This window comes from Acinetobacter sp. 129952, assembly GCF_056642055.1.
Genome location: NZ_JBWVSU010000010.1, coordinates 66,140 through 88,450, shown reverse-complemented (window position 1 = coordinate 88,450; position 22,311 = coordinate 66,140). Strand labels below are relative to the sequence as shown.

Sequence of the window (22,311 nt, the reverse complement as noted above, 5' to 3'; positions counted from 1 at the left end):
GTCAAAAATAAAGTTGCCAGGACGCTTCAGTATGCAAACGCTAATTTCCAATATTTCCAACCGAATCCGCCAAGTGTATCAGAGGGCGGAAGGATTTATTGAAGATGAGCGTGAATTTCCCTTATCCCAAGTTTTCCTGAATGCAACCTTTCAGCGCTTTGTCACAGACAATGTCGATGCATTGAAAGACTTACATGCAGATTTACATGAAGACTGGCTGCGTCTCTACGCAACCTTGGATTATAAAGGCCTGATTGTCACTTTATCGGTTGATTTGAAACTGGTACAGATGGAACTGAATAAAACTACCCAGTTGATCGTGTTCGAACAAATTAGTGATACCCAGCTGATTGAAGCCAAATACCCGAATATGCTGTATAAACTTGGCGTGCGTTTTGGCCTGTTTTTCTATCAACGTGTCTTACATAAAGATCCGTTGGGAATAATTCTAGAAAAACTGGGCGTAATTAAAGTCATCGATGACTTGCTCTATCTGGATTTAAATCGCTGGTTAGGTAAAAGCCGATCTGTCATTGATACCTTGGGCAAAGTTCATGTGAATCACGCAGTACTTCGTGAAGCCGAACTGGTAGTGATTGGCAACGTCAATCTGGCCGCCTTGTTTAGAAAACTTTCCCAAGATCAGGAAGAAAACTGGGATGAAGATGAGATGGATGACAACCGGGTCACCCCCATCAAACAGAAAGATCCTTCTTAAATCATGCCAAACGTAGTTTTTGAACAAAAGTTCCATAAAACTACATGAAATATACATTTTTGGCAGAAATATCCCTTCAATTTCCATATTTTGCCCAAATAATAAAGGGTGCAATAAGTGATATGTTTTGCCCGTTTAACCAATATATATAGGAAAATAACTGATGGCGAAGACTGTATTCAAAACTTTAGTGATGACCACGGGTCTGAGCAGCGCGATACTGTTCACTGGTATTTCTTGCCAGGCTTTTGCCATGACTCCTTTTCAGGCCAGTTATCAATTTAGCTATAATGGCAAGAACATGGGTTCTGCAACACGAACTCTAAGTAAATCTGGTAATAACTGGACTTATGTCTTTGCTGCAAAAGCCGGGGGGATTGCCTCTGCAACCGAAACCAGCCGCTTTACTTTTAGTAATGGCAAGATCGGCTCAAGCAGTTTCAGTCGCAGCAGTAAAGTACTAGTGCATAACAATACCCTGAGTATTAATTTCAATCCTTCCAGCAAAAGCATCAGCACCAAGAAAGACGATGAGAAACGTTCTTTTGCCTGGAGAGCGGATGTTCTGGATGAGTTGAATGCGGAATTGCAGATCCGTGAAGATTTAAAAAATTCAGGCTTGAAAGCAAATTACTATATCGCTGATGCCAAAGAAGTCGAAGGCCGTAAGTTTGTCAAACAGGGTTCAGAGACTATAAGTACCAAATACGGATCCTTTAATACCATTAAAGTGGTGATGAAACATAGCAAGCCAGGTCGTGAGACCATCTTTTGGCTGGCACCAAAACTTGACTACCTTCCAGTCAAAGTTTCGCATGTCGACAAGAAAACCTCCTATGGTTTGCTGTTAAGTGATTATAAAGGTGCAAGCAACTAAGTTTTTGGCGAATTTCACTTGATTTTTTCCGGGTGCTTTTTACAATACGCTTTTGCTTGAAAAAGCACCTGCTCTTGAGGATTCTCCCGTGCATGCACTAGAACAGAAAATCTTGGCTGAAGGCATCGTTCTCTCTGAAGAAGTTTTGAAAGTAGATTCTTTCTTAAACCATCAGATTGATCCAGTCATGATGCAACTGATTGGTCAAGAATTTGCGCGTCTGTTTAAAGATGCTGGTATTACCAAAATTATTACGATTGAAGCATCAGGTATTGCACCTGCCGTAATGGCCGGCCTAGAGCTTGGCGTACCTGTAATCTTTGCACGTAAATACCAGTCTCTGACCCTGAAAGATGATTTATATCGCTCTAAAGTCTTTTCATTTACCAAACAGACTGAAAGCACGATCGCGATTTCAAATAAACACATCAGCTCAACCGATAAAGTTTTAGTGATCGATGACTTCCTGGCCAATGGTCAAGCCGCTTTAGGTCTTGCAGACCTGATCCACCAGGCAAATGCAGAAGTAGTCGGTATTGGCATTGTGATTGAAAAATCATTCCAGCCAGGTCGTGACTTGCTGCTTGAAAAAGGCTACCGTGTGGAATCACTGGCACGCGTGAAGTCTTTGGCAAATGGTACAGTTGAATTCGTTCGCGGCTAAGCTCGCCAATGAATTTCAAAAGAGCGCTGATGCGCTCTTTTTTTATTGCGTTTTTCTGATGATATAAATTTAAAATATCCAAAACTCGGCTATAGCTCAGCCTAAATTCTTATTTATTCTTCCAGATTTGATCCCAGATAAATGACTTACTTTTAAGCGCCAAGCTATTCAATTTCTGAAATAGAGAGTATTAAACAATAAGTACTTTTTTTATCCGATGAATAAACAACAATTTATGTGGATGTTATTATAAAATAAAGAGGCCTAACTATCTGCCAATAGTTAGGCCTGTGTTTACCTCAAAAAAAGAGTTTATTTAACAGTCACAGTGATACTACCGCTATTCACAGCACCGATAGCGGTAGTTGTGATGCTGTTGTTAATAGCAGTTTGAGTTCCTTCTGAAATAGCACTTACAGATGCATCAATAGCACCCGCATTATAAGCAATGTTCGCTACACTATAATTGCTTAAAGTTTCATTGATTTCCTCACTATAGTCAGTACTCAGTGTCGAACTTATAACTTCCGAGATATCTGAACTATCCGAAACCTCTGATAGCTCCTCTAGAGTTTCAGAATTATTAGTTGCACTGGTTACTGCACTGTAGTCGTAGTTATCCGTGGCATCTGATATGTCTGATACCACCTTATTGTAGCTACCCTGCTCAATAATGATACTACCTGTATTCGCGGCACCAATCGCAGTAGTTTCAATTGTACCTTCAATTGAACTAATGGCCTCTGGTGCTTCTCTTGTAGCTTCTGCAATTGCTTCTAAATCAACGCTTGCATCAACATCACCTGTATTCACTGCAAGATTCAAAGCAGAACCATTTTCAACCTGCTGAGAAATAGAATCCAAGGTAGCTTGCAAGCCTGTATCTACGGTGACGTCAGTAGGTGTTTCATCTCCTTGGGCATATGCCATACCTGCGCTAGACAGAAAGGCGACGGATAAAGCGATTGTTTTGATCGTGTTTTTCATCGTTGTTCTTCCTACTTTTGTTTTGAAGTACCTCTCGCTAAGTACTCCTTCTTATAATGGGAGCGAGCCCATTTTTAAATATTTTTAATCACGCTGGGTGCTAGACCAGTAATTTTCGACCACCTCAGGATTGGCCTCCCATAGCGTTGTGGTTTTTTCATCTTCTTGTTCTTTATCAGCCTTTTCTTGAGTATCTTTTTCTTCATTCTTTTCATTTGAAGAAGGTGGATGCTGCTTCTTGCTAATATATTTAATCAAGTCCTGTTTGCTCATTTCAGGCTCTGCTTCAGGGTTTTGAATCACCTCGGACTCTTTCTGTTTTGGCGGTTTCGTATCTTTGCTCGGTGAGTTGGTTGACTTATTTTTTTCATTAGATGAGTCTGCCTGGCTTGAGACTGACTCCTGAACAGCACTGCTTGAAGCTGTATTATTTTGTTGCTGGTTTTTCTTGTATTTATGCAGTGCAACAGAACTTCGGGTTAAGTTCAATTGACCGAACTCTGGCGGTATCTGTGCACGACAGCTTTCAAATACGGCGGGTGGGACAACCTGACTCAGCAATTCAAAAGTGGCCAGATTCAACATTTGTCGCAAGGCAAAGTTAGTTGCCTCGCGTTCTCCTTTTCCAATCTGAATGTTTAAGAGTGTACGACCAGCGAATCTGCCTGCACTTAAGCCATAATCCTGTGCAGCAATTTGCTTCTGCAATGAAACATTGCCCACGACTTTACTGCTACGGGTATCGGTCAAAGATAAATCCAGACCGACCATAATCCGGGTTTGACTATAATTCGGACCGACACCAGCGATCTGCATGTCAAAACCACCACCCGGAATAAAATCCAGACTGTTAATACTGCCTGTCACATAATAATCAGAAGCCTGGATTTGTCTTGGATCACGAATGCCCCACTTGGCTTCGCTTTCGATAATCCGGGGATCACGCCGGTTCATTAAGCTTACCCCCGCCTGAAACAAGGCAGATTGCACCATATCTCCCGCACCTTGGGTCACCATTTTTCCGCTACCACCATTGGTAACTACATCCTTACCGGTTTGATCCAGAATTGCCCCCACGGAGAAACTCACATCACTACGTAATTGTCCTTTTAGGCAGGATAAAGCCATATCAAAAGGGGTAAAAATATCGGTAATTGGGGGGCCTTGTACCAGGCTAACTGGCTTCTTGTTTGAGGGCGCTAAACCCGTGCAGCCTGTTAAAAAAGAGCTGAAAAGGACAGTGGCACTCACGAAAGATATATGTCTTCTGGTCGAGGAGAAATTCAACATTGTGATTCTCCTGGTCTGTTACTTAAATTAAGACAGCGCTGAGGATTTTGGTTGGTATTTGAATTGACTGGTGCTTCATTCAGCAACTCACTCGTAATATCGATACTGTTGTCTGTACCCTCTACATTGATATTGTTGGTCGGGGTATTTACCGTCCCGATGGAAGTAGTTGAGGTGCTATGAACGGTGGTTTTACCTAATCCGGAATAATAGTCTGACTCCTTAAGTTCGATCAGATTGGCTTGAACTAGATTCTCATTGGAACGGGCACTGGATGATTTCCAACGCTGAGTCCACTCATCAGAGGTGGCATAAGCGTTACTTAGAAAACACAAACATAATAAACCCAGATTGATAACTAATATTCTCATAATCTTAATATCCTCTGATTTAAGATATTTATTTAATTTTTCGTTTAAGTAAGATTAAATTTATCTGAAAAATATTAAATCACATAAAATTATAAAATGTAGAAAATATCCCTATTCACATATTTTTTTGTTTTAATCAAAAATATAAATTATTGTTTTTAATTAATAAATAAAAATTTGTTTATTATTTGTGATTTGTAAGAAATCATTATATAAATTTTTTTTGAATATAAAATTCATCCAAAAACTTGATTAAGATAATATATTTTTTATATTATCAATAATCAAAAATTTATCTAATAAAGATTAGAATTATTATACTTTTTATATTTTAAAAGTCGTAAATTTTTATTTTATTAGAACTTCTATTTAATAAGGATAAATGTCACGATTTATTTAAAATATAATTAATCAATTACAATGAAGGTGACTTATAAAGAAACGCCAATATTCAGATGTATTTTGGCTGAAAACTTGAATAGACCTGATAAGAACTCGTTTACATATTTTTCGACTTCCCTTCCTTTTTCATTTCGAATCCAGAAATGGCCTACCTAAGATCGCAATATTTAGACTGATGAGAGAAGAACATTTCTGATGATCTTGAGATTTGCCATTTCCTCAATGACAGGTTAAGAATTGCGTTAATCAACCAAGAAGGCATATATTTACAGCTGAAATACAATGTTTTAACGTGAACTCAACTAGAATCAAGTGAGTATGCAATGTTTCTGATTTGCGAATTCAAAACTTATCTAGTGTGTTGTTGTATGTTATGAATAAGTGCTGATCAGGGCACACATCCTATTCCCGACAAACCTAAAACAAGCACATCTCAATCCTTGATGGAACAATCTATGCAATGTCCTAAATGTGGCTCAGCTGATATCGAACAGCGCGATCATGAACAGAATTTAAAGAAAATTGGCGGCATTCTCATGAGTTCAGCGGGTGCAACTGCAGGGACTGTAGGTGGCGCTGCTTCGGGTGCATCGATTGGCGCTGCAATTGGTACAGTAGCCGGACCTTTAGGTGTGATTGTCGGCGGAACCGTAGGCACTTTTGTCGGTGCAATCAGTGTCGGAATTACCGGCGGTGTGGTCGGTAATTTTCTGGGGAAAAAAGCCGGGGTTTCTGTCGACCGTAATCTGTTTCAGGATTATCAATGTCTGAAATGCAAATACAGATTTAGTCAAAAAGATCAAAAAGATCAAAAAGATCAAAAAGATCAAAAAGATCAAAAAGATCAAAAAGATCAAAAAGATCAAAAAGATCAAAAAGAAGCCTAATAAAATTCAGGAAATGAAGTTCATTCTTCATTTCCTGTGAGTGCTTGTCAGACTCGATTGAGTTTCAGTACCACTTCACCTAAACGCTTGCCTTGTACTTCACACAGAATTTTTTCATCCTGACTCAGGCCCTGATCATGCCGTGGGCCGCTGACATGACTAGCGCCATAAGGCGTACCACCAGTTTTGGTATTCGAGAGTGCCGGTGTTGCGTTACTAAGCCCCATGATCATCATGCCATGATGGAACAACGGCGGCAGCATGGTCAGCAAAGTACTTTCCTGTCCGCCATGCATGGAACCTGATGCCGTAAACACGCAAGCCGGTTTACCGTGTAGCGCTCCATTCAGCCACAGACTCGTGGTCTGATCCCAAAAATATTTCATTTCAGAGGCCATATTGCCAAAACGGGTCGGTGAACCAAGCGCCAGGCCGGCACATTGCGCCAGATCGTCCAGAGTACAGTAAATATCCCCTTCCGCCGGAATACTCGGTTCAGCGACTTTTACCATGCTGGATATATTTGGAACTGTCCTGATTTTTACTGCCACGCCTGCCGCTTCAATTCCATTGGCAATCAGATGCGCCATTTCTTTGGTTGAGCCATATTTGCTGTAATATAAAACAAGGACATAAGGTTGCATCATGGTTCTTATTCATTACTTAAAAAAATAAAACTATACGATACTTTGCAAGTTTTTTGGTTAAGCTGATGGTGAAAATTCATGATGATTAAAAAAATTGAGATTGGATGCAGATGATTGTTAAGTATTTAAAGAAATTACCTTTCTATGAAAAACACTGGTTTCAATTTGTTTTATTTGTACTTCGACGCTTTGAAGCAGACCGCTGTCGCGAACAGGCAGGTTCCCTGACCTACACTACCCTGTTTGCGGTGGTGCCGATGCTGACGGTTTTTCTGGTAATTATCTCTTCCATTAAAGCGCTGGAACCTGCGCGGCAGCAATTGCAACAACTGATCTATAGTAATTTTTTACCCAAAACTACAATTGCCTTTGATAAGGCCCTGAATGCCTTTACCGATAAATCCAGCAATCTCACCATCATTGGTATTCTGTTCTTGTTTGTGACGACAGTATTGATGCTCAGCAGTATCGAAACGGTGTTTAACCGCATTTGGCGCGTGACTGAAACGCGGGGCGGAATTATGGGCTTTATGCGTTACTGGACCATCATTTCGCTCGGGCCGATTTTACTCGGCAGTGCATTTGTGATTTCTTCGACCGTGGCATCCATGAGCATTCTCAGCAATAACTTTGCCGGTTATGAGCTTGATGGCGCTTTTGTCCTATGGGCGATTTCCTTTTCTTTGACTGTACTCGGATTTTTCATTTTGAACTGGACCATCCCGAATCGCAGTGTACCGCTTAAATCTGCCTTTATTGCCGGTCTATTTAGTGCCGTGGTGTTTGAGCTGCTGAAAAATCTGTTTGGCTATATCATGTCAAACTTTACCAGCTATGAGATCGTCTATGGTGCCTTCGCCGCCGTGCCGATTTTCCTGCTCTGGATTTATCTGTCGTGGATTATTGTGTTATTGGGTGTTGAAATCAGTTATGCCCTGACAGCGTTCGAATCGGGGCAGGACAATAAACGCCATCCCATCGTCATGCTGCTAGATCTGTTAGAACTCTTTTATAAAAAACAGAAAACCGGTGAAAGCATCAGTGAAGCACAAGCGCTTGAAGTGCTGGGCCGAGATGAAATTGGCCGCTGGCCGAGCTATGTCGCCATGTTTGAAAAGCAGAATCTAATCAAACGCACCGATGAGAATGAATATGTGCTGGTTCGCGATCTGGATCAGGTCAGCTTCTGGAATTTTTATCTGCAATTACCCTATCCACTGCCACGCAAAAACCATCTCACCAATGCCCAGACTGATGACATCTGGATGCAAAATTTCTCACCTAGATTACAGGAAACCGATCAATATCTGGAAGAAAAACTCAATTTTCCATTGTCCGAACTGTTCCGACATAAATAAAAAAATCCTCTCGCTTGAGAGGATTTTTTTTAACTGATAGCGGTAGATTTCCAGCAGACTATAGCGCCTGCAGTCACCAAACCCGTCCCGATCCAAAAACTGAGTTCGGGTCTGACATCCAGAATCAGCATTGACATGACCGAAGAAAGAATCGGCATAAAATAGGTGGCTAAAATCAGCACCTTGATATTGCCGAACTGCATACTCTGATTCCAGTTACTATAGGCGATGCCAATCAGACTACCCACCACTGCAATTCCCAACCATAGCTTGAATGTGGGCATGATAAAAGGTTCGTTTAATCCTAAATGTAAGAACCATAAGCTAATTACAGCGACCAAAAAGAAAATCGGTACACCATTTTGTCCGCGGCCATAGGTCCTAGTTAGAACGCAGTAGCAAGGCCACAACAAAGCGCCGAGAAAGGCAAAGCCATAGGCCCAAGGATTTTCAGCTAAAGCCTGCATAAACTTCGGCAGATTAGTGATTTCTGGATTGACCACCAGCATCAGTCCCATCACAGCGAGCAGAAAGCCTGGAATCACCCAGAGGCGGGCCTGCAACTGTCGGGCAAAAATCGAAAAAACAATCATCAAGGGTGGCCACAGATAATTGATCATGGCAATCAGCATCACCTGTTCACGATTATCCGACCATGCCACAGCAACCAGAAATAGAATCTCATAAGCCACAAATAAAGCGCCACAACCGAGCAGATAACGCTTGGACATTTGCGTGATTTTTGGAAAGCCGGTGAACGCAAAAATCGCCAGACTGCTAAAACTATAAATTAAAGCAATCCCCTGCACTGCACTTGTAGATTCAGTAATCAGTTTCACTACGGCGACCAGACTGGCCCAGATCAGAATAGAAGACAGACCAATCCAGGTCGCTAAATTTACAGACCAGATTTTCATGCTTGCTCTTGAATGCTTTTATTGATATTCGGTTTTTTCAGCCATCCCTGCAAACTCACCAGAATCACACCCAGCATGACCATACAGGTGCCGATAATAAAATTGATTTCGATATGTTCATCCAGAATCAGTACGCCGAACAGCATGCCGAATACAGGGGTCAAAAAGGAAAATACCCCCAACCGTGATGCCAGATAATGTTTCAGCATCCAGAACCAGATCAGATAACTGGCAAAGGAAATCAGTACGGTATGAAAAATCAGACTGGAAATAGACAACACCGTCCATTGAATAGCTGCTTGCCCAGTCAGAACAGCCAGAGGCAATAACAGGATTCCACCCATCAATAATTGATAGAACAAAGTCTGGGTTGCAGGTGCTTCAGCCAGCCGGCTCAGACGTACACTGACTGTAGTGGCTGCCCAGAATACGCCGCCAAGCAAGGCCAGAAAATCTCCCCACAAGACATCAGTCTGTAGACCTGACCCCGTTTGTGGACGTAACAGAAAACTGACTACAATTCCGCTAAAGGCGAGAAATATTCCGCCCCATTGCACAGCAGACAAACGCTCTGCCGGCAATTTCCAGTGCAAACCCAAAGCCACAAAAATCGGTGCGGTATAGAGTAAAACAATCGTATGCGAGGCTGAGGTATAACGCAGTGCCTCACCAATCAGATAGAATTCGGTTGCAAACAACACACCGACTAGTAATCCTGCAGGTAAATAGCGTGCATTCCACAGTTGACGGCGTACGCTTTGCTGAATCAAGGGATAAACCATCAGCGCAGACAAGGCTGAACGCAAGGCAATTTGCATCAGGGCTGAAATATCATTCGCGGCCCACTTCAGTACCACCTGTTGTAAACCCCACAACATACACAATACAAACATGATGGCAGATGCTTTGGCATCTAATGCCTGACGCTGGCTCACATACGGTCCTGTTGCTCATTTGGAAGGTACACTATAAAAGTGTCAGAAATAAAAGATATACTTCAAAACAGACAAATGATGGTGTTATTCAGGCAATTTCGGTGATGCATAAAAAAATCCAAGCAGATTCAGCTTCGCTCAAGCAACTTCCGACCCATGATCTGATTAAAGCACCTCTGTGGATCAGCTTCAGGGAGGATCCTGCGCAATCTGTTTATCCGCTACATGGCCATGCCTGGGGAGAATTTGTCTATGCTTTTCATGGAGTGATGGAAGTGAATATTAATCATATAAATTATGTGACGCCTTCACCTCACGGCATCTGGCTCCCACCGAATTTAGAGCATCGTGGTCTGAACCGTACCGCAGTTTCTCATGGCACTCTGTATGTGCATGAATCACTTTGTAGCCAACTGCCCACTCAACCGGGCATCCTGCTCAGCGCCCCCTTGGTCACTGCTTTATTTACCCACCTGAAACAACTACATCAGCAAGACCATCCAGCATTCGAGGATTCAGCTGAATATCAACGTCTGCTACAGGTACTGCTCGATCAGCTCCAGCAAGCCCAACTGGTCAGCAGTTATCTACCGCATTCAGAACATGTACTGCTGAAACAGATTTTAGATTATTTACATCAGCATCCGGCAGATCAAAGCTCGCTGCAGCAACTGGCAGAACGCGTCAATTTAACCGAGCGGACGCTAGCGCGATATAGCCAGAAAGAACTGGGAATGTCACTACATGAATGGCGGCAACGCCTGAAAGTGATGCAGGCCATGTCTTTATTAAATTCAGGTCATAGCGTTGAAAGCATTGCCTTTGATCTGGGCTATGCCAATGCCTCGGCATTTATCAACATGTTTAAACGCTGGATGGGAAGCACCCCTGATCAGTTTCGCAAGCGTTATACTGTTAATGATTAAAATTATGCATATGAAAAAGGAGCCGATTGGCTCCTTTGATTCAAAATCTTGGTTATTTCACAAAAGTCGTCCAGACATAATCCTGAGCCTGCCCCTTCAGCGTCATTTTCAGTTGATCGCCTGAATGCAATGCCGCAACACCTGCCGGGGTACCGGTCATCACCACATCCCCTTCTTCCAAAGTAAAGACCTGACTGATGTCAGCCAGCAAGGTCGCAATATCAAAAATCAATAAAGCGGTATCACCTTTTTGACGCAGCTCATCATTGACTTGCAGTGTGTAATGCACATCTTTCCAGTCAGTGACTACATCGGCGACAGGTACCCAATCCGACAACAGACAAGAGCCATCAAAGGCTTTGGCACGTTCCCAAGGCTGGCCTTTTTTCTTGAGATCATCCTGTAAATCACGCAAAGTTAAGTCCAGACCTAAAGTCACCGCACCCACAGCTTCAAGTGCTTTCACAGGATCGCTTTCTTTGCTTAAAGTCCGGTCAATACGCAAGCTGAGTTCACATTCATAATGACAATTGCCCCATTCCGGATTCCACTCAATGCCTGCTTCGAGCGAACTTAAGGCACTCGGTGGCTTGATAAACAATACCGGACGATCAGGGATCGCATTGCCGAGTTCTTTGGCATGATCGGCATAACTGCGACCCACACAAACGATTTTGGATGGACGTGTGCTCATGATCAAAACTTCCCTTTTCCTTTTATAGATATCTGAATTATTTTTTAAATGTATGCTCGAACATACTCTGTTCAGTGCCGTCCTTAAAAGCACGCTTCGGCACAATAACCACGGTACGGTTTTTCAATTCCAGCATATAAGTCAGTTTACCAACAGCAAAATTCTGCACTTCGCTATATGGCACCAGCTTGCTACGATCATTATTAAAAATTTCCGCATAGTCCTGATACAAATCAATACCCTGTTCGCTTTTACCAAACTGATATTTAACAAACTGGCGTTTAAACATCATCGGCAGGAACCAGTAACGCATGATGCCTTGCAGGATCAGGAAGAATGCACCCAAAGCCACGTAATAACGTCCAACGCCATCAAAGCCCATCGAGAAACCCCAGATGATGATCCCGATACTGACCAAAGGGGTCAGAAAACGTGAAATCTGCTTTTTGCCAAAAGTCGCCAGGGCAAAACCATCCTGAGATTCTTCTAAAGTCAGAAAATAACGGGTCGATAAAGTCGGTGCTGACTCAGTCATAGCATCACATCAAAAATAAAATCTTGCCCAATACTATACCAAAATATCCATAGCGCTTATGGCCTGTCGCATCAATTACATAACTTTGCTTTGGAAATACGTGCATTTGGTTTTAAATAAACAGCAATTAAAACAAAAAATACGTAACAGGATGTTGAATGAAAGGATTAAAGCAATGCATGCTCATCGGTGTTTGTTTGGCAGCTTCTGCTCCAGCACTGGCCAAAATCATTGCCTGGAATGCCGAACTGCCGAGCAGTCTGAGTGCTTATCAGGGCAATGCCCAGCAACTGGCAGAATTAACCGGCGAGCGGATTCTGATTTATGCGCATCCAACCAGTAAAACTCAGCTTCCCACCTTAAACAGTAATGCAGCCAGCAAGACACAGTTTTATAGTGCGGCTGTAGTATTGCCTGTGGCTGAAGCTCAGGTTGAAAAATTGCTGCAACATTATCCGAATTATGTCGGTCTGTTTCCGACCTTAAAGTCGGCCAAGGTGCTGGAGCAGCAGGGTTCGATTCAGCAGGTTAAATATCAGGTTCATATCCCGACCCCGATTCCAGTCTTGAACTTTAAAGAAACCGTAGTGATGCAGCATCATCTGGGTGAAAACAGCATCAGCACCTTAATTATTGATGCGCCAATTCTCTATGGTGCAGGAAAACTGGAGTGGTTTGCACTGGGTCCGCATAGAACGCTGGTGACTGTCACCCAATGGGGCGACCTGAACCAGCCCAAAGGCTTTTTATTCAGTAAAATCCTGAATGCGCTACCTGAAGCCAAACTCGGCATTCCGCCGAGTACCAATGCATTTCTACTGGAAGCACTACAACAACGCTTTAAAATCGAGCATACAGCAGCACTAGCAACTCCGATTCCGCAACTTAGATTCAACCCTCAACAGCTACAAAAAATTGCCCAGATCAGCCAAAAGTCTGGTCAACCGGTCAGTTTCATTTTGCCGAACTATCAGATTAAAGAAGGAAAAGTCTCAGAAAATTTAAGATTTAGCAGCACCTATCAATATTTTGCGCATCCGGTCAAAAAATTGCGGCCATGGTTGGCTGCTGAAGCGACGCAGCAACTTTTCCCCCGGCAAATCAAGAAGGTCGAACTGAATCCGGTCAATACCCAGAATATAGATGCCAACTATAAGGTGTCGGTCGGTTTAGGGGTGATTCAGATTCCATTTAACTTCAAAATGCGTTTTTACCAGCCTGATTCCTTGCAAAACCAGTTCAATGCCAATGGCGGTGACTTAAAGTTTGTGAAAGGTGGCATGCGCTTATTGCCGCAGTCACAGGGTACCTTATTTCAAATTACCAGCAGCATGAAGATTCACGATCAGGCGCCGTTCTTATTAAGAGCCATGCGCAGCATACCCTATTACGATGTTTTACCTGCGGTAGGTGGCAATACCGTTTATGCACTGAAAGTGCAGCAGAAATTAAGATGAGCAGGAAGCAGAGAGTTATTGGTTTTTTATATGAAAAATAGTTAAAAATCACAGACGTAAAAAAACCGCATCAACGTGCGGTTTTTTCAGAATTCTTATCAAGATTGGTGCGCTCAGAGAGATTCGAACTCCCGACCCCTTAGTTCGTAGCCAAGTGCTCTATCCAGCTGAGCTATGAGCGCGACGTCTTGATGGGGTGCATTATACGAGCTTTTTCAGTCTTGTTAAGTGTTTTTTAATAAAATCACAACTGAATGTACAGTAATTAAACGATGTATCAAAATTTATAGTTTTCTGCTGAAAACTTCTACGGATTTAGAGCTAAAAGCACTTAATTAATTCAACCAAGAAGCCGGATTTTCCAAAAAATTCCAGCACTACGCAATGGGTCAACCTTAAGTATTCTCAACCAGGTATCCAGCCAGAATAGAATTCGAATATAAAACAATCGTCACCCTTGTACGCTTTATCACTCGCCTATTGTTCCAGTCTTTACTGCTCCTGCCCTTTGATAATGCGTAAACATAATACCATTTGAGCTGGCCAGGTGATCTATCAATTGAAAAGCAGCGGGTATTGATTCATGACTAAACAGGTGTTTGCCAATACCCAGAATGATTGGAAAAGTCAGCAGACGAAGTTCATCCACAAGCTCATATTTGAAAAGCGACTGTACCACTGCAGCACTGCCATAAACTCGAATACCCCCCTCTCCTGATGCTTTAAGCTTGATGATCTCATCAATGCTTTTCAAAAAAAGGGTATTTTGCCAGTCGGAATGTTCCAGACTGGTAGAAAGAACATATTTATTGACGTCATTGATTCCCGGCCAGTCTTCAGTATGTGTGGGCCAGTAAGATTCAAAAATCTGAAAAGTATTTTTCCCCAAAAGAATATCGGAGGGCTGCATCCATGTTTGCATGATGGCATCAAATGCCGGATCAGGTTCCGCGTTAAAATACGGCGCCACCCAGCCACCATATTGAAAACCACCAGATATATCTTCTTTGGGGCCGCCGGGCGCCTGCATCACGCCATCTAGGGTCAAAAATTCCTGGACAATGATTTTTCTCATCACGACTGCCTTTATTTTTATTCACTCGCCTGAGACTTATTTTTAGCACGTGATGTCTGGTGTTTCTGTAAATTTTAGGCACAAAAAAACCGCAAAATGTGCGGTTAATTGTTCAAGTTGGTGCGCTCAGAGAGATTCGAACTCCCGACCCCTTAGTTCGTAGCCAAGTGCTCTATCCAGCTGAGCTATGAGCGCGTAACTTGTGTGCCTAGGTTGGCGATACGTTTTTCTGCTTAACTTACTTGGTGCGCTCAGAGAGATTCGAACTCCCGACCCCTTAGTTCGTAGCCAAGTGCTCTATCCAGCTGAGCTATGAGCGCGCGACGTAAGTAAGCGTGGCGGTGAGAGAGGGATTCGAACCCTCGATACAGTTACCCGTATGCGTCCTTAGCAGGGACGTGGTTTCAGCCACTCACCCATCTCACCGTAACGTGCGGCCATAATACAAATTTCGGCATGGCACTGCAAGCGCAGCATCAAAAAAAAGTGCATATTTTTGCTCGTTTAAATACTTTTTAAGCAATTCCTCGATTTTTCGTGCATTTTGATGGCAAAAAAACTGCATAAATTTCCAGTTATCGAAAATTAACAGAAAATTGAAAACTTAAATGGATTATTGCAATCATTTACGTGCAGTCTGCGCACACATGTTTTATGCTAAACCTATCTCCTAAGATAAATTTAAAGACATGATGAAAAACTGGGTCGATCCTGAAGCAAAAGCTGAAGCCGAACGTTATGACAACCCTATCCCTAGCCGCACGCTCATTTTAGAAACCATCGAAAAGAACAATGCCCAGTCCCATGCAGACCTGGTCGAACATTTTGAAATTGCAGATCAAAAAAGTATTGATGCCCTAAGCCATCGTTTAATTGCGATGGTGCGTGACGGGCAACTGATGAAAGACGGCTACAAGTTTCAGATTGCCGTCGAGCAACCTGAATCCGAAGCGACGGTTTATATCAATTCCCGAGGGATGGGAACTGCCAACATTTCCGGCCAGGACGACCTATTATTGGCTGAGCGTGAACTGCGCCTGGTCTTTAATGGTGACCGCGTTAAAGTGCGTCAGACTTCGGTAGACCGTAAAGGTAAGGCCTGGGGCTACATTACGGAAGTTGTGCAGCATCGTGTCAAACAGATCATTGGTAAAGTGTCAGAGTATGATGGTGAATACTTTATCCAGCCAGCCAACCCGAATGCACATCAGCCAATTACCCTTGAAAAAGAACTGATTGAACATGCCCAAGTCAATCTGGGTGACTCGATTCGTGTGGCGATTGATACCTATCCGACCCGTGAAGAATTCGCGACTGGGCATATTGTGCAGTCCATGGCAGACAAGGCCGATACTGAAATCATCATTCCACAAACCATTTTAGAATATGGTTTACCTTATGAATTCCCGGAAGAAGTTGTTAAAGAAGCCGAGAGCTTTAAAGAACCAACGGCCAAAGACCATGAAGGTCGTGTGGATCTGCGTGATTTAGCCTTAGTTACTATTGACGGTGAAGATGCACGTGACTTTGATGATGCCGTTTATGCCGAAAAACGTCCCGGCGGTGGTTATCGTGTAGTCGTAGCCATTGCCGATGTCAGCCATTATGTGCGTCCAGGCAAACCACTGGATGACGAAGCGCAGGAACGTGGTACTTCGGTGTACTTCCCGCACTTTGTTTTACCGATGCTGCCTGAAGCATTGTCGAATGGCCTGTGTTCGTTAAATCCGAATGTTGACCGCCTATGTATGGTCTGTGATTTAAAATTGTCACGTGCTGGCCGAGTCACCGGTTTTGAGTTCTATCCATCTGTCATGCATTCCAAAGCACGTTTGACCTATGATCAGGTCGCACAGTATCTGGAAGGCGATAGTCAAGCCATTACTGAAGATCGCGAAGTCCGCAAGTCGATCAACACCCTGTTCCAGCTTTATCAAGTTCTTAAAAGTTTACGTGCTGAACGCCATGCTATGGAATTTGAAACTGTTGAAACTTACATGACCTTCGACGAACTGGGCGGAATTAAAGAAATTCTTCCACGCAGCCGTAATGATGCGCATAAGCTGATTGAAGAATGTATGTTGCTGGCCAACGTGGCAGCCGCAGAATATGCATTGAAAAATGAAATGCCAATGTTGTACCGCGTGCATGAGCCACCTGAGTTCTCACGTATCCAGAAAGTCCGTGACTTCGTCAAGCTGCTGGGTTTGAATTTCCCGGAACAGCCGACTCAGAAAGATTATCAGGCGGTGATTGAAGCGACCAAAGAACGGATTGATGCACCAAGTATTCATGCCGTGTTATTACGCTCCATGATGCAGGCTTACTATGGTGCGAGTAATGCAGGCCATTATGGTCTGGCTTATGAAGCCTATACACACTTCACTTCACCAATTCGCCGTTATCCGGATCTGTTATTGCATCGTGCAATCAAAGCGCATTTAAATAACAAGCCATCTCCGCTTTCAGGAGGTGCTTTAGATGAAGCTGGTGACCATTTCTCTGCCACAGAACGTCGTGCAGATGAAGCATCACGTTCGGTGACGACCTGGTTGAAATGCCATTATATGCAGCAGCATCTGGGCGAAGAATTTGTCGGCATTATTAGTGCGACAGCAGAATTCGGCCTGTTCGTCACGTTAAAAGACCTGTATGTCGATGGTATGGTGCATGTCAGCCAGCTAGGCGATGACTTCTTTGTCTTTGATCAAAGCAGCCAGAATCTGATTGGCCAGAACCGTGGTCAGGTCTTTGGTCTGGGCGATGAAGTCAAAATCAAGGTTGCCGGCGTCAATCTGGAAGAACGCAAGATTGATTTTGAACTGGTGCAGCAGCTTAGTCATGCCGGCCGTGCAGTTCGTGCCCGTGCACCGCGCGTGAGCGAGAAAAAACCAGTATCACGTCCAGCAGCAACCGAAGAAGTGTTCGGCAACAATGAACGTGAATCTAAATCCAATTTGAGCGCCGATGGAGAACAGCCCATACGACGCAAAAAAGGAAAAGGAAAACCCAGCTCTTACAGTAAAAAGTCTGCTAAACCATCTGCAGGAAAGTCTGAAGCAAAGGTTAAAGATAAAGTAAAGAAAAAGACCAAGGTCAAAAAGAAAAAGTCGAATGCAAAAGCGAAGACTGAATAATTTTTGACGGTTTAAAAAGAGTGCTACGGCGCTCTTTTTTATTTATAATCAAGATACTAACTAGAAATAAAAAGGAATTATAAATTGGAAGTTATTAATATTCTAACATTAATCATTTCCCTTATGGCTCTGCTCGTAACCTATGCAGTATTTAAATCCGATCAGCAACCACAAATTATTATTTTTGCTATCCCTCATTATGGGAAAGAATCTGTAATCCAACTTCATGTTAAAAATATTGGAAAGTCCATCGCTCATAATTTAAAAATATCTAGTGATCGAATGATCCCTCGTGCAGCATTTGGAATTGAAAAATTAAATTCTGAAAAACAATATTTTGAAACTGGAATTTTTAAAAATGGAGTCAAAGTATTCCCACCCAATCAGAGCTATATATACGATTGGGGGCATATACGATTGGGGGCAATATGGGGGCTTAAAAGATTCATTAGATAATTCCCCTATAACATTCACTATTACATATTTGTATAAACACCCTTTGAATCTTTGGAAAACAAAAATCACTGACATCTCTATAATTGATATAAATGAATTAGAATCACTTCCAGCATCTAATGGAGGATTATTAGAACAATTAAAAAATATCAATAAATCATTAACAACCTTAAATCAAAAGATCGAGAAAAAACTATAGATAGCTTGATTTCCTAGCTTACAACCCCTACATCTAGATTTATCATAGGAAATAAATCGGCAGACCGACATGACTTTAGAAAAGGCAACTTTGCCTGTTCCACAATTTGATCAGATTACGCTGGCTGAGCTAAAACAAAAAATTGAAAGCTGTATCGCTGAAGGGCAAAAGTTCCTGAATGACTTCACCGAAACACCTACTTCGCAACAGGAGCAGCTGGCCACTATTGAACATGTCGACACGCTTGAAAATAATATGAGTGAGTCTTGGGGCATCCTGTCACATTTAAATGCCGTGATGAACAATGCCGAAACCCGTGATGTCTATCAAGCACTCTTACCGGGTCTTAGCGAATACTATACGCAACTGGGTCAACATATGGCACTGTATCAGACCTATCAGCATATTTACGATGCGTCGATTTATAATGAACTGCCGGCAGCGCAGCGAAGCGCTATTAAACTGGCCTTACGTGATTTCAAACTGTCTGGGGTGGCATTAGAGGGTGAAGCGAAAAAACGTTATGCGGAAATTTCTGCGCGTCTGTCCCAATTATCTTCCGACTTCTCCAACCATGTGCTGGATGCGACTCAGGCCTATTTCAGACCGCTGAATGAAGATGAGTTAGCTGGTCTATCTTCAAGTAATATTGAGCTGTTAAAACAATATGGTCAGCAACGCGAGCTGGATCAACCGGTGGCTACGCTGGATTTCCCGTCTTATCTTGCGATCATGACCCATTCAGAAAATCGTCCTCTGCGTGAAGAACTGTATAAAGCCTATACCACGCGTGCGTCAGATCAGGCTGAACAGAGCGAGTTTGACAATACTGCACTGATCGAAGAAATCCTCAGTCTGCGTCTGGAAATGGCAAAACTGCTTGGCTTTAATAATTATGCGGAATTGTCCTTAGCCAGCAAAATGGCACCAAGTGTAGAGGCCGTAGATGAATTCTTGCGTGATCTGGCAGAGCATGCCCGCGCACCGGCAGAGAAAGAAATCACTGAACTGAAAGCGATTGCTGCTGAAGATGGTATCCGTGATCTCCAACCGTGGGACAGCGGCTTTTATTCTGAAAAGCTGAAAATGCAGCAATTTAATTTGTCACAGGAAGTGCTTAAACCTTACTTCCCTGCACCAAAAATCCTGCAAGGCCTGTTCAGTATTGTGAATCGTCTGTATGGCATTCAAGTCATTGAACGTGAAGCGCCTGTCTGGCATCCAGATGCACGTTATTTTGAACTAGAAGATCAGGGTCAGGTGATTGGCGGTTTCTATTTTGATCTGTATGCACGTCAAGGCAAACGTGGCGGTGCATGGATGAGCGGTTTCCGTTCCCGTATGCAGACCAGTGATGGCTTGCAAAAACCGATTTGTTATATGGTCGGTAACTTTACTCCACCCGTCGGCAATCGCCCTGCACTCCTGACCCATGATGAAGTCATCACCTTGTTCCATGAATTTGGTCATGGCCTACATCATATGCTGACAGAAGTGGACAATATTGCCGTGGCAGGTACCCATGGCGTGGCGTGGGATGCGGTCGAGCTGCCAAGCCAGTTTATGGAATTCTGGGCCTGGGATCAGGAAAGTCTGGATCTGCTCAGTGAACACATCGAAACTCAAGAATCCTTGCCGGCAGAGTTGCTGAAAGCCCTGCTCGATGCACGTTTCTTCCAGTCTGGCATGCAAACCCTGCGTCAGCTTGAATTTGCCCTGTTTGACCTGAGTATTCACCGAGCCAATCCCGCTTTAAATGCAACACAGGTTCAGGCTACTCTGAATGAGATCCGTGAAAAATATGCGGTTCTACCGACCACCGACTATAACCGTTTCCAGCATAGCTTCAGTCATATTTTTGCCGGCGGTTATGCGGCGGGATATTATTCCTATAAATGGGCCGAAGTTTTGGCCAGTGATGCCTTCGACCGCTTCGAAGATGAAGGTATTTTTAATACCGCTACCGGAAAGCAGTTTCGGGAAAATATCCTCGCAGTTGGCGGAAAAGACACAGCACTTGACGCATTTATCAATTTCCGCGGACGCGAACCAAAAATAGATGCATTGCTGCGTCATCAAGGTTGGACGAACCCCTCTAAAAACGCTTAAACTAGCTTTTTAAGTTGATCACAAGGTGAGTATGATGACCATTAAACGTCGTTTCATTGCAGGCGCAAAATGTCCAAAATGTCAGGCGTTAGATCGCGTCGTCATGCTGACCTCTGGTGAAGATGAATGGATCGAATGTATTGAATGTGGTTATGAAGAAAATCGTCCCACACATGTTGATCAACCAGAAACACCAGCTGTTCCAGATGAAGTTGGCGTGATTCAGTTTAAACCTCGTTCAGTAAAATAAAAATCAAGGTTCAAGCTATGTCAGTAGAACAAAGAAATAACCCCAAACTTTTAATGGGGATTATGGGGGCTTTAGTTACTGTCGTTGCATTGGTATTGCTATATCAGTGGTTGAATGCCTCTTCCGGTGAAGCGGAACGCATACATCAGGAAGATATCGCGGCTGTTCCGGCAGCAAAACCTGCGGCGAAAACTGAAGAAGATACGGCGGCAGCGAAAGCACCTGAGACGATCGAAGCTAAAGCACTGGTATCAAATCAGCTGTTAGATGCACCAGTGCCGGAGAATGCCAGTTTGGCCAAAGAAGAAGTGGCTAAATTAGATGACATCCAAGTTCAGCTCAATGAACAAAAGGCCACACTGGATGCGCAGCATAGCGATGCCGACCAGTTGATCCAACTGAAAGAGGAACAGATCAAGTTACTTGAAGCACAACTTGCTCAAAGCCAGTAAATCTCGACAGCATTTCAGCTAGAATATCGTCAGATCTTCTAGCTCAGTTGTTTCCATGTCTGCCCCAGCCGCTCCGCATCTGCTTAAAGCCATTCTGTTACTGACCTGCTCTGCTTTTCTCTTTTCAGTTATGGGCGTGTGTATCCGTTATGCCTCGGCAACGGTTGATAATGCCACAGTGGTCTTCTTTCGCAATTTTGTTGGGCTGTTTATTTTCCTGCCCTTCATTTTCAATAAAGGCATTGTTTTTTTCAAAACTGAAAAGCTGTGGATGCACACCTGGCGCGCAGTGGTCGGACTGACGGCCATGTACGGCTTTTTCTATGCCATCGCGCATTTAAAACTCTCCAATGCCATGGTCTTTACCTACTCTTCCCCGATTTTTATTCCACTGATTGCCTGGCTATTTCTCAAGGAAAAAATCACACCAAGCATGTTAGTCGCGGCTCTGATTGGTTTCGTCGGGGTACTCTGTGTTGCCAAACCGGATTCAGGTCTAATTAACCTGATGTCGGTCATTGGTTTGAGTGCGAGCTTTCTGGCGGCGATGGCCTTTGTCACGGTTCGGGCACTGACTAAAACTGAGTCTCCGGAAAAAATCGTGTTTTACTTCTGTTTTATTGGCACCCTGATTTCCGTGATTCCGATGTTCTGGCTATGGCGACCTTATACCCTGACAGAACTCAGCTATCTGATTACTGCCGGCATCCTGGCCAATTTCAGCCAACTGTTTATGTCAAATGCCTACAAGCTGGCTCCGGCAGGACAGATTGGACCGGTCAACTATGTGGCGATTTTCTTTGCCGGCATGTGGGGCTTTCTGTTCTGGCAGGAAGTTCCGGACCTCTATAGCGTGATTGGGCTGGGGCTGATTTTCTGTGCGATTCTATTGTGTAGCCCGATCCTACAAAAGCGCCTGAATTCATCCAAAATTTGATTAACGAATTTAAATCAAATAAATAAAAAAG

The 22,311-nt window shown here is 43.3% G+C and carries 22 protein-coding genes and 4 tRNA genes; 13 read left to right on the top strand and 13 right to left on the bottom strand.

Translation table 11 applies throughout. The annotated features are described in order from the left end of the window. Positions 1-31 precede the first annotated feature (31 nt). The 3 genes from AC1IR0_RS12180 (at position 32) to AC1IR0_RS12170 (ending at position 2,259) form a co-directional block, all read left to right on the top strand. Entirely contained in the window at positions 32-718 is a 687-nt protein-coding gene (locus AC1IR0_RS12180) for a hypothetical protein (protein ID WP_409666533.1), read from the top strand. Positions 719-881: 163 nt separating this feature from the next. Beyond that, the gene (locus tag AC1IR0_RS12175; RefSeq protein WP_479741422.1) at positions 882-1,595 is read left to right on the top strand and encodes a DUF3108 domain-containing protein; all 714 of its coding nucleotides are present in this window, start codon (positions 882-884) and stop codon (positions 1,593-1,595) included. A gap of 88 nt (positions 1,596-1,683) precedes the next feature. Beyond that, positions 1,684-2,259: a xanthine phosphoribosyltransferase gene (locus AC1IR0_RS12170; RefSeq protein ID WP_114542092.1), complete on the top strand. Its 576-nt coding sequence runs from the start codon at positions 1,684-1,686 to the stop codon at positions 2,257-2,259. A gap of 312 nt (positions 2,260-2,571) precedes the next feature. Here the strand turns inward: AC1IR0_RS12170 and AC1IR0_RS12165 are convergent, their stop codons facing one another. From AC1IR0_RS12165 to AC1IR0_RS12155, 3 genes are all read right to left on the bottom strand, one after another. Continuing rightward, on the bottom strand, positions 2,572-3,246 hold the full coding sequence (locus AC1IR0_RS12165) for a hypothetical protein (protein WP_479741421.1): 675 nt from the start codon (positions 3,244-3,246) through the stop codon (positions 2,572-2,574). 84 nt (positions 3,247-3,330) lie between these two features. Further along, on the bottom strand, positions 3,331-4,536 hold the full coding sequence (locus AC1IR0_RS12160; protein ID WP_039902528.1) for a CsgG/HfaB family protein: 1,206 nt from the start codon (positions 4,534-4,536) through the stop codon (positions 3,331-3,333). After that, entirely contained in the window at positions 4,530-4,907 is a 378-nt protein-coding gene (locus tag AC1IR0_RS12155) for a hypothetical protein (RefSeq protein ID WP_253112410.1), read from the bottom strand. Before AC1IR0_RS12155 ends, AC1IR0_RS12160 begins: the two co-directional genes overlap by 7 nt. An 845-nt stretch (positions 4,908-5,752) precedes the next feature. Between AC1IR0_RS12155 and AC1IR0_RS12150 the strand changes: the two genes are divergently transcribed. Beyond that, on the top strand, positions 5,753-6,196 hold the full coding sequence (locus tag AC1IR0_RS12150) for a hypothetical protein (RefSeq protein ID WP_171065047.1): 444 nt from the start codon (positions 5,753-5,755) through the stop codon (positions 6,194-6,196). 47 nt (positions 6,197-6,243) lie between these two features. On the opposite strand, the gene wrbA is transcribed toward AC1IR0_RS12150, so the two are convergent. Then, positions 6,244-6,840, bottom strand: a complete 597-nt coding sequence (wrbA, locus tag AC1IR0_RS12145) for an NAD(P)H:quinone oxidoreductase (protein WP_114541585.1) — start codon at positions 6,838-6,840, stop codon at positions 6,244-6,246. Between the two features lie 113 nt (positions 6,841-6,953). Here wrbA and AC1IR0_RS12140 point away from each other — a divergent pair, with 113 nt between their 5' ends. Beyond that, positions 6,954-8,201 (top strand): YihY family inner membrane protein, encoded by a 1,248-nt coding sequence (locus AC1IR0_RS12140; RefSeq protein WP_004645086.1) that lies wholly within the window; start codon positions 6,954-6,956, stop codon positions 8,199-8,201. Positions 8,202-8,230: 29 nt separating this feature from the next. Here AC1IR0_RS12140 and yddG read toward each other — a convergent pair whose 3' ends face one another. Together yddG and AC1IR0_RS12130 are read right to left on the bottom strand one after the other, a co-directional pair. Further along, positions 8,231-9,118, bottom strand: coding sequence for an aromatic amino acid DMT transporter YddG (gene yddG, locus AC1IR0_RS12135; RefSeq protein ID WP_409666348.1), 888 nt, complete (start codon positions 9,116-9,118; stop codon positions 8,231-8,233). Then, the gene (locus AC1IR0_RS12130; RefSeq protein WP_479741420.1) at positions 9,115-10,053 is read right to left on the bottom strand and encodes a DMT family transporter; all 939 of its coding nucleotides are present in this window, start codon (positions 10,051-10,053) and stop codon (positions 9,115-9,117) included. The genes yddG and AC1IR0_RS12130 overlap by 4 nt, the downstream gene beginning before the upstream one ends. Positions 10,054-10,157: 104 nt before the next feature. Here AC1IR0_RS12130 and AC1IR0_RS12125 point away from each other — a divergent pair, with 104 nt between their 5' ends. Further along, positions 10,158-10,979 carry an AraC family transcriptional regulator gene (locus tag AC1IR0_RS12125; RefSeq protein ID WP_044113193.1) on the top strand — a complete coding sequence of 274 codons (822 nt, stop codon included), beginning with the start codon at positions 10,158-10,160 and terminating at the stop codon, positions 10,977-10,979. Positions 10,980-11,031: 52 nt separating this feature from the next. Here the strand turns inward: AC1IR0_RS12125 and AC1IR0_RS12120 are convergent, their stop codons facing one another. Further along, positions 11,032-11,673 carry a fumarylacetoacetate hydrolase family protein gene (locus tag AC1IR0_RS12120; protein WP_044113173.1) on the bottom strand — a complete coding sequence of 214 codons (642 nt, stop codon included), beginning with the start codon at positions 11,671-11,673 and terminating at the stop codon, positions 11,032-11,034. A gap of 37 nt (positions 11,674-11,710) precedes the next feature. Continuing rightward, on the bottom strand, positions 11,711-12,208 hold the full coding sequence (locus tag AC1IR0_RS12115; protein ID WP_409666347.1) for a YcxB family protein: 498 nt from the start codon (positions 12,206-12,208) through the stop codon (positions 11,711-11,713). Between the two features lie 158 nt (positions 12,209-12,366). Between AC1IR0_RS12115 and AC1IR0_RS12110 the strand changes: the two genes are divergently transcribed. Next, positions 12,367-13,665 (top strand): SRPBCC family protein, encoded by a 1,299-nt coding sequence (locus tag AC1IR0_RS12110; RefSeq protein ID WP_005101162.1) that lies wholly within the window; start codon positions 12,367-12,369, stop codon positions 13,663-13,665. Between the two features lie 105 nt (positions 13,666-13,770). Here AC1IR0_RS12110 and AC1IR0_RS12105 read toward each other — a convergent pair. The 5 genes from AC1IR0_RS12105 to AC1IR0_RS12085 all read right to left on the bottom strand — a co-directional run bounded on the left by AC1IR0_RS12105 (position 13,771) and on the right by AC1IR0_RS12085 (position 15,166). Further along, positions 13,771-13,847, bottom strand: a tRNA-Arg gene (locus tag AC1IR0_RS12105). Between the two features lie 287 nt (positions 13,848-14,134). Beyond that, the gene (locus tag AC1IR0_RS12100) at positions 14,135-14,740 is read right to left on the bottom strand and encodes a dihydrofolate reductase family protein (RefSeq protein ID WP_479741419.1); all 606 of its coding nucleotides are present in this window, start codon (positions 14,738-14,740) and stop codon (positions 14,135-14,137) included. 118 nt (positions 14,741-14,858) lie between these two features. After that, positions 14,859-14,935, bottom strand: a tRNA-Arg gene (locus AC1IR0_RS12095). Between the two features lie 48 nt (positions 14,936-14,983). After that, positions 14,984-15,060, bottom strand: a tRNA-Arg gene (locus tag AC1IR0_RS12090). A gap of 16 nt (positions 15,061-15,076) precedes the next feature. Then, a tRNA-Ser gene (locus tag AC1IR0_RS12085) sits at positions 15,077-15,166 on the bottom strand. Between the two features lie 263 nt (positions 15,167-15,429). Here AC1IR0_RS12085 and rnr point away from each other — a divergent pair. The 6 genes from rnr (at position 15,430) to AC1IR0_RS12055 (ending at position 22,280) form a co-directional block, all read left to right on the top strand. Further along, the gene (rnr, locus tag AC1IR0_RS12080) at positions 15,430-17,877 is read left to right on the top strand and encodes a ribonuclease R (protein ID WP_409666346.1); all 2,448 of its coding nucleotides are present in this window, start codon (positions 15,430-15,432) and stop codon (positions 17,875-17,877) included. Between the two features lie 84 nt (positions 17,878-17,961). Beyond that, positions 17,962-18,333: a hypothetical protein gene (locus AC1IR0_RS12075; protein ID WP_409666345.1), complete on the top strand. Its 372-nt coding sequence runs from the start codon at positions 17,962-17,964 to the stop codon at positions 18,331-18,333. 268 nt (positions 18,334-18,601) lie between these two features. After that, positions 18,602-20,641 carry a M3 family metallopeptidase gene (locus AC1IR0_RS12070; protein ID WP_409666344.1) on the top strand — a complete coding sequence of 680 codons (2,040 nt, stop codon included), beginning with the start codon at positions 18,602-18,604 and terminating at the stop codon, positions 20,639-20,641. A 40-nt stretch (positions 20,642-20,681) separates the two neighbouring features. Then, on the top strand, positions 20,682-20,891 hold the full coding sequence (locus AC1IR0_RS12065) for a YheV family putative zinc ribbon protein (protein ID WP_171054337.1): 210 nt from the start codon (positions 20,682-20,684) through the stop codon (positions 20,889-20,891). Between the two features lie 17 nt (positions 20,892-20,908). After that, the gene (locus tag AC1IR0_RS12060; RefSeq protein ID WP_005101172.1) at positions 20,909-21,343 is read left to right on the top strand and encodes a restriction endonuclease subunit S domain-containing protein; all 435 of its coding nucleotides are present in this window, start codon (positions 20,909-20,911) and stop codon (positions 21,341-21,343) included. 55 nt (positions 21,344-21,398) lie between these two features. Further along, a complete protein-coding gene (locus AC1IR0_RS12055; protein WP_005248201.1) occupies positions 21,399-22,280 on the top strand; it encodes a DMT family transporter in 882 nt (293 codons plus the stop codon). Positions 22,281-22,311: the final 31 nt, after the last annotated feature.

Excerpts from the sequence above, each read along its gene's own strand:
- AC1IR0_RS12180 (WP_409666533.1), top strand. The coding sequence starts at position 32 with ATGCAAACGCTAATTTCCAATATTTCCAACCGAATCCGCCAAGTGTAT.
- AC1IR0_RS12175 (WP_479741422.1), top strand. The coding sequence starts at position 882 with ATGGCGAAGACTGTATTCAAAACTTTAGTGATGACCACGGGTCTGAGC.
- AC1IR0_RS12165 (WP_479741421.1), bottom strand. The coding sequence starts at position 3,246 with ATGAAAAACACGATCAAAACAATCGCTTTATCCGTCGCCTTTCTGTCT.
- AC1IR0_RS12160 (WP_039902528.1), bottom strand. The coding sequence starts at position 4,536 with ATGTTGAATTTCTCCTCGACCAGAAGACATATATCTTTCGTGAGTGCC.
- AC1IR0_RS12155 (WP_253112410.1), bottom strand. The coding sequence starts at position 4,907 with ATGAGAATATTAGTTATCAATCTGGGTTTATTATGTTTGTGTTTTCTA.
- AC1IR0_RS12150 (WP_171065047.1), top strand. The coding sequence starts at position 5,753 with ATGGAACAATCTATGCAATGTCCTAAATGTGGCTCAGCTGATATCGAA.
- wrbA (WP_114541585.1), bottom strand. The coding sequence starts at position 6,840 with ATGCAACCTTATGTCCTTGTTTTATATTACAGCAAATATGGCTCAACC.
- AC1IR0_RS12140 (WP_004645086.1), top strand. The coding sequence starts at position 6,954 with ATGATTGTTAAGTATTTAAAGAAATTACCTTTCTATGAAAAACACTGG.
- yddG (WP_409666348.1), bottom strand. The coding sequence starts at position 9,118 with ATGAAAATCTGGTCTGTAAATTTAGCGACCTGGATTGGTCTGTCTTCT.
- AC1IR0_RS12125 (WP_044113193.1), top strand. The coding sequence starts at position 10,158 with ATGCATAAAAAAATCCAAGCAGATTCAGCTTCGCTCAAGCAACTTCCG.
- AC1IR0_RS12120 (WP_044113173.1), bottom strand. The coding sequence starts at position 11,673 with ATGAGCACACGTCCATCCAAAATCGTTTGTGTGGGTCGCAGTTATGCC.
- AC1IR0_RS12115 (WP_409666347.1), bottom strand. The coding sequence starts at position 12,208 with ATGACTGAGTCAGCACCGACTTTATCGACCCGTTATTTTCTGACTTTA.
- AC1IR0_RS12110 (WP_005101162.1), top strand. The coding sequence starts at position 12,367 with ATGAAAGGATTAAAGCAATGCATGCTCATCGGTGTTTGTTTGGCAGCT.
- AC1IR0_RS12100 (WP_479741419.1), bottom strand. The coding sequence starts at position 14,740 with ATGAGAAAAATCATTGTCCAGGAATTTTTGACCCTAGATGGCGTGATG.
- rnr (WP_409666346.1), top strand. The coding sequence starts at position 15,430 with ATGATGAAAAACTGGGTCGATCCTGAAGCAAAAGCTGAAGCCGAACGT.
- AC1IR0_RS12070 (WP_409666344.1), top strand. The coding sequence starts at position 18,602 with ATGACTTTAGAAAAGGCAACTTTGCCTGTTCCACAATTTGATCAGATT.
- AC1IR0_RS12060 (WP_005101172.1), top strand. The coding sequence starts at position 20,909 with ATGTCAGTAGAACAAAGAAATAACCCCAAACTTTTAATGGGGATTATG.
- AC1IR0_RS12055 (WP_005248201.1), top strand. The coding sequence starts at position 21,399 with ATGTCTGCCCCAGCCGCTCCGCATCTGCTTAAAGCCATTCTGTTACTG.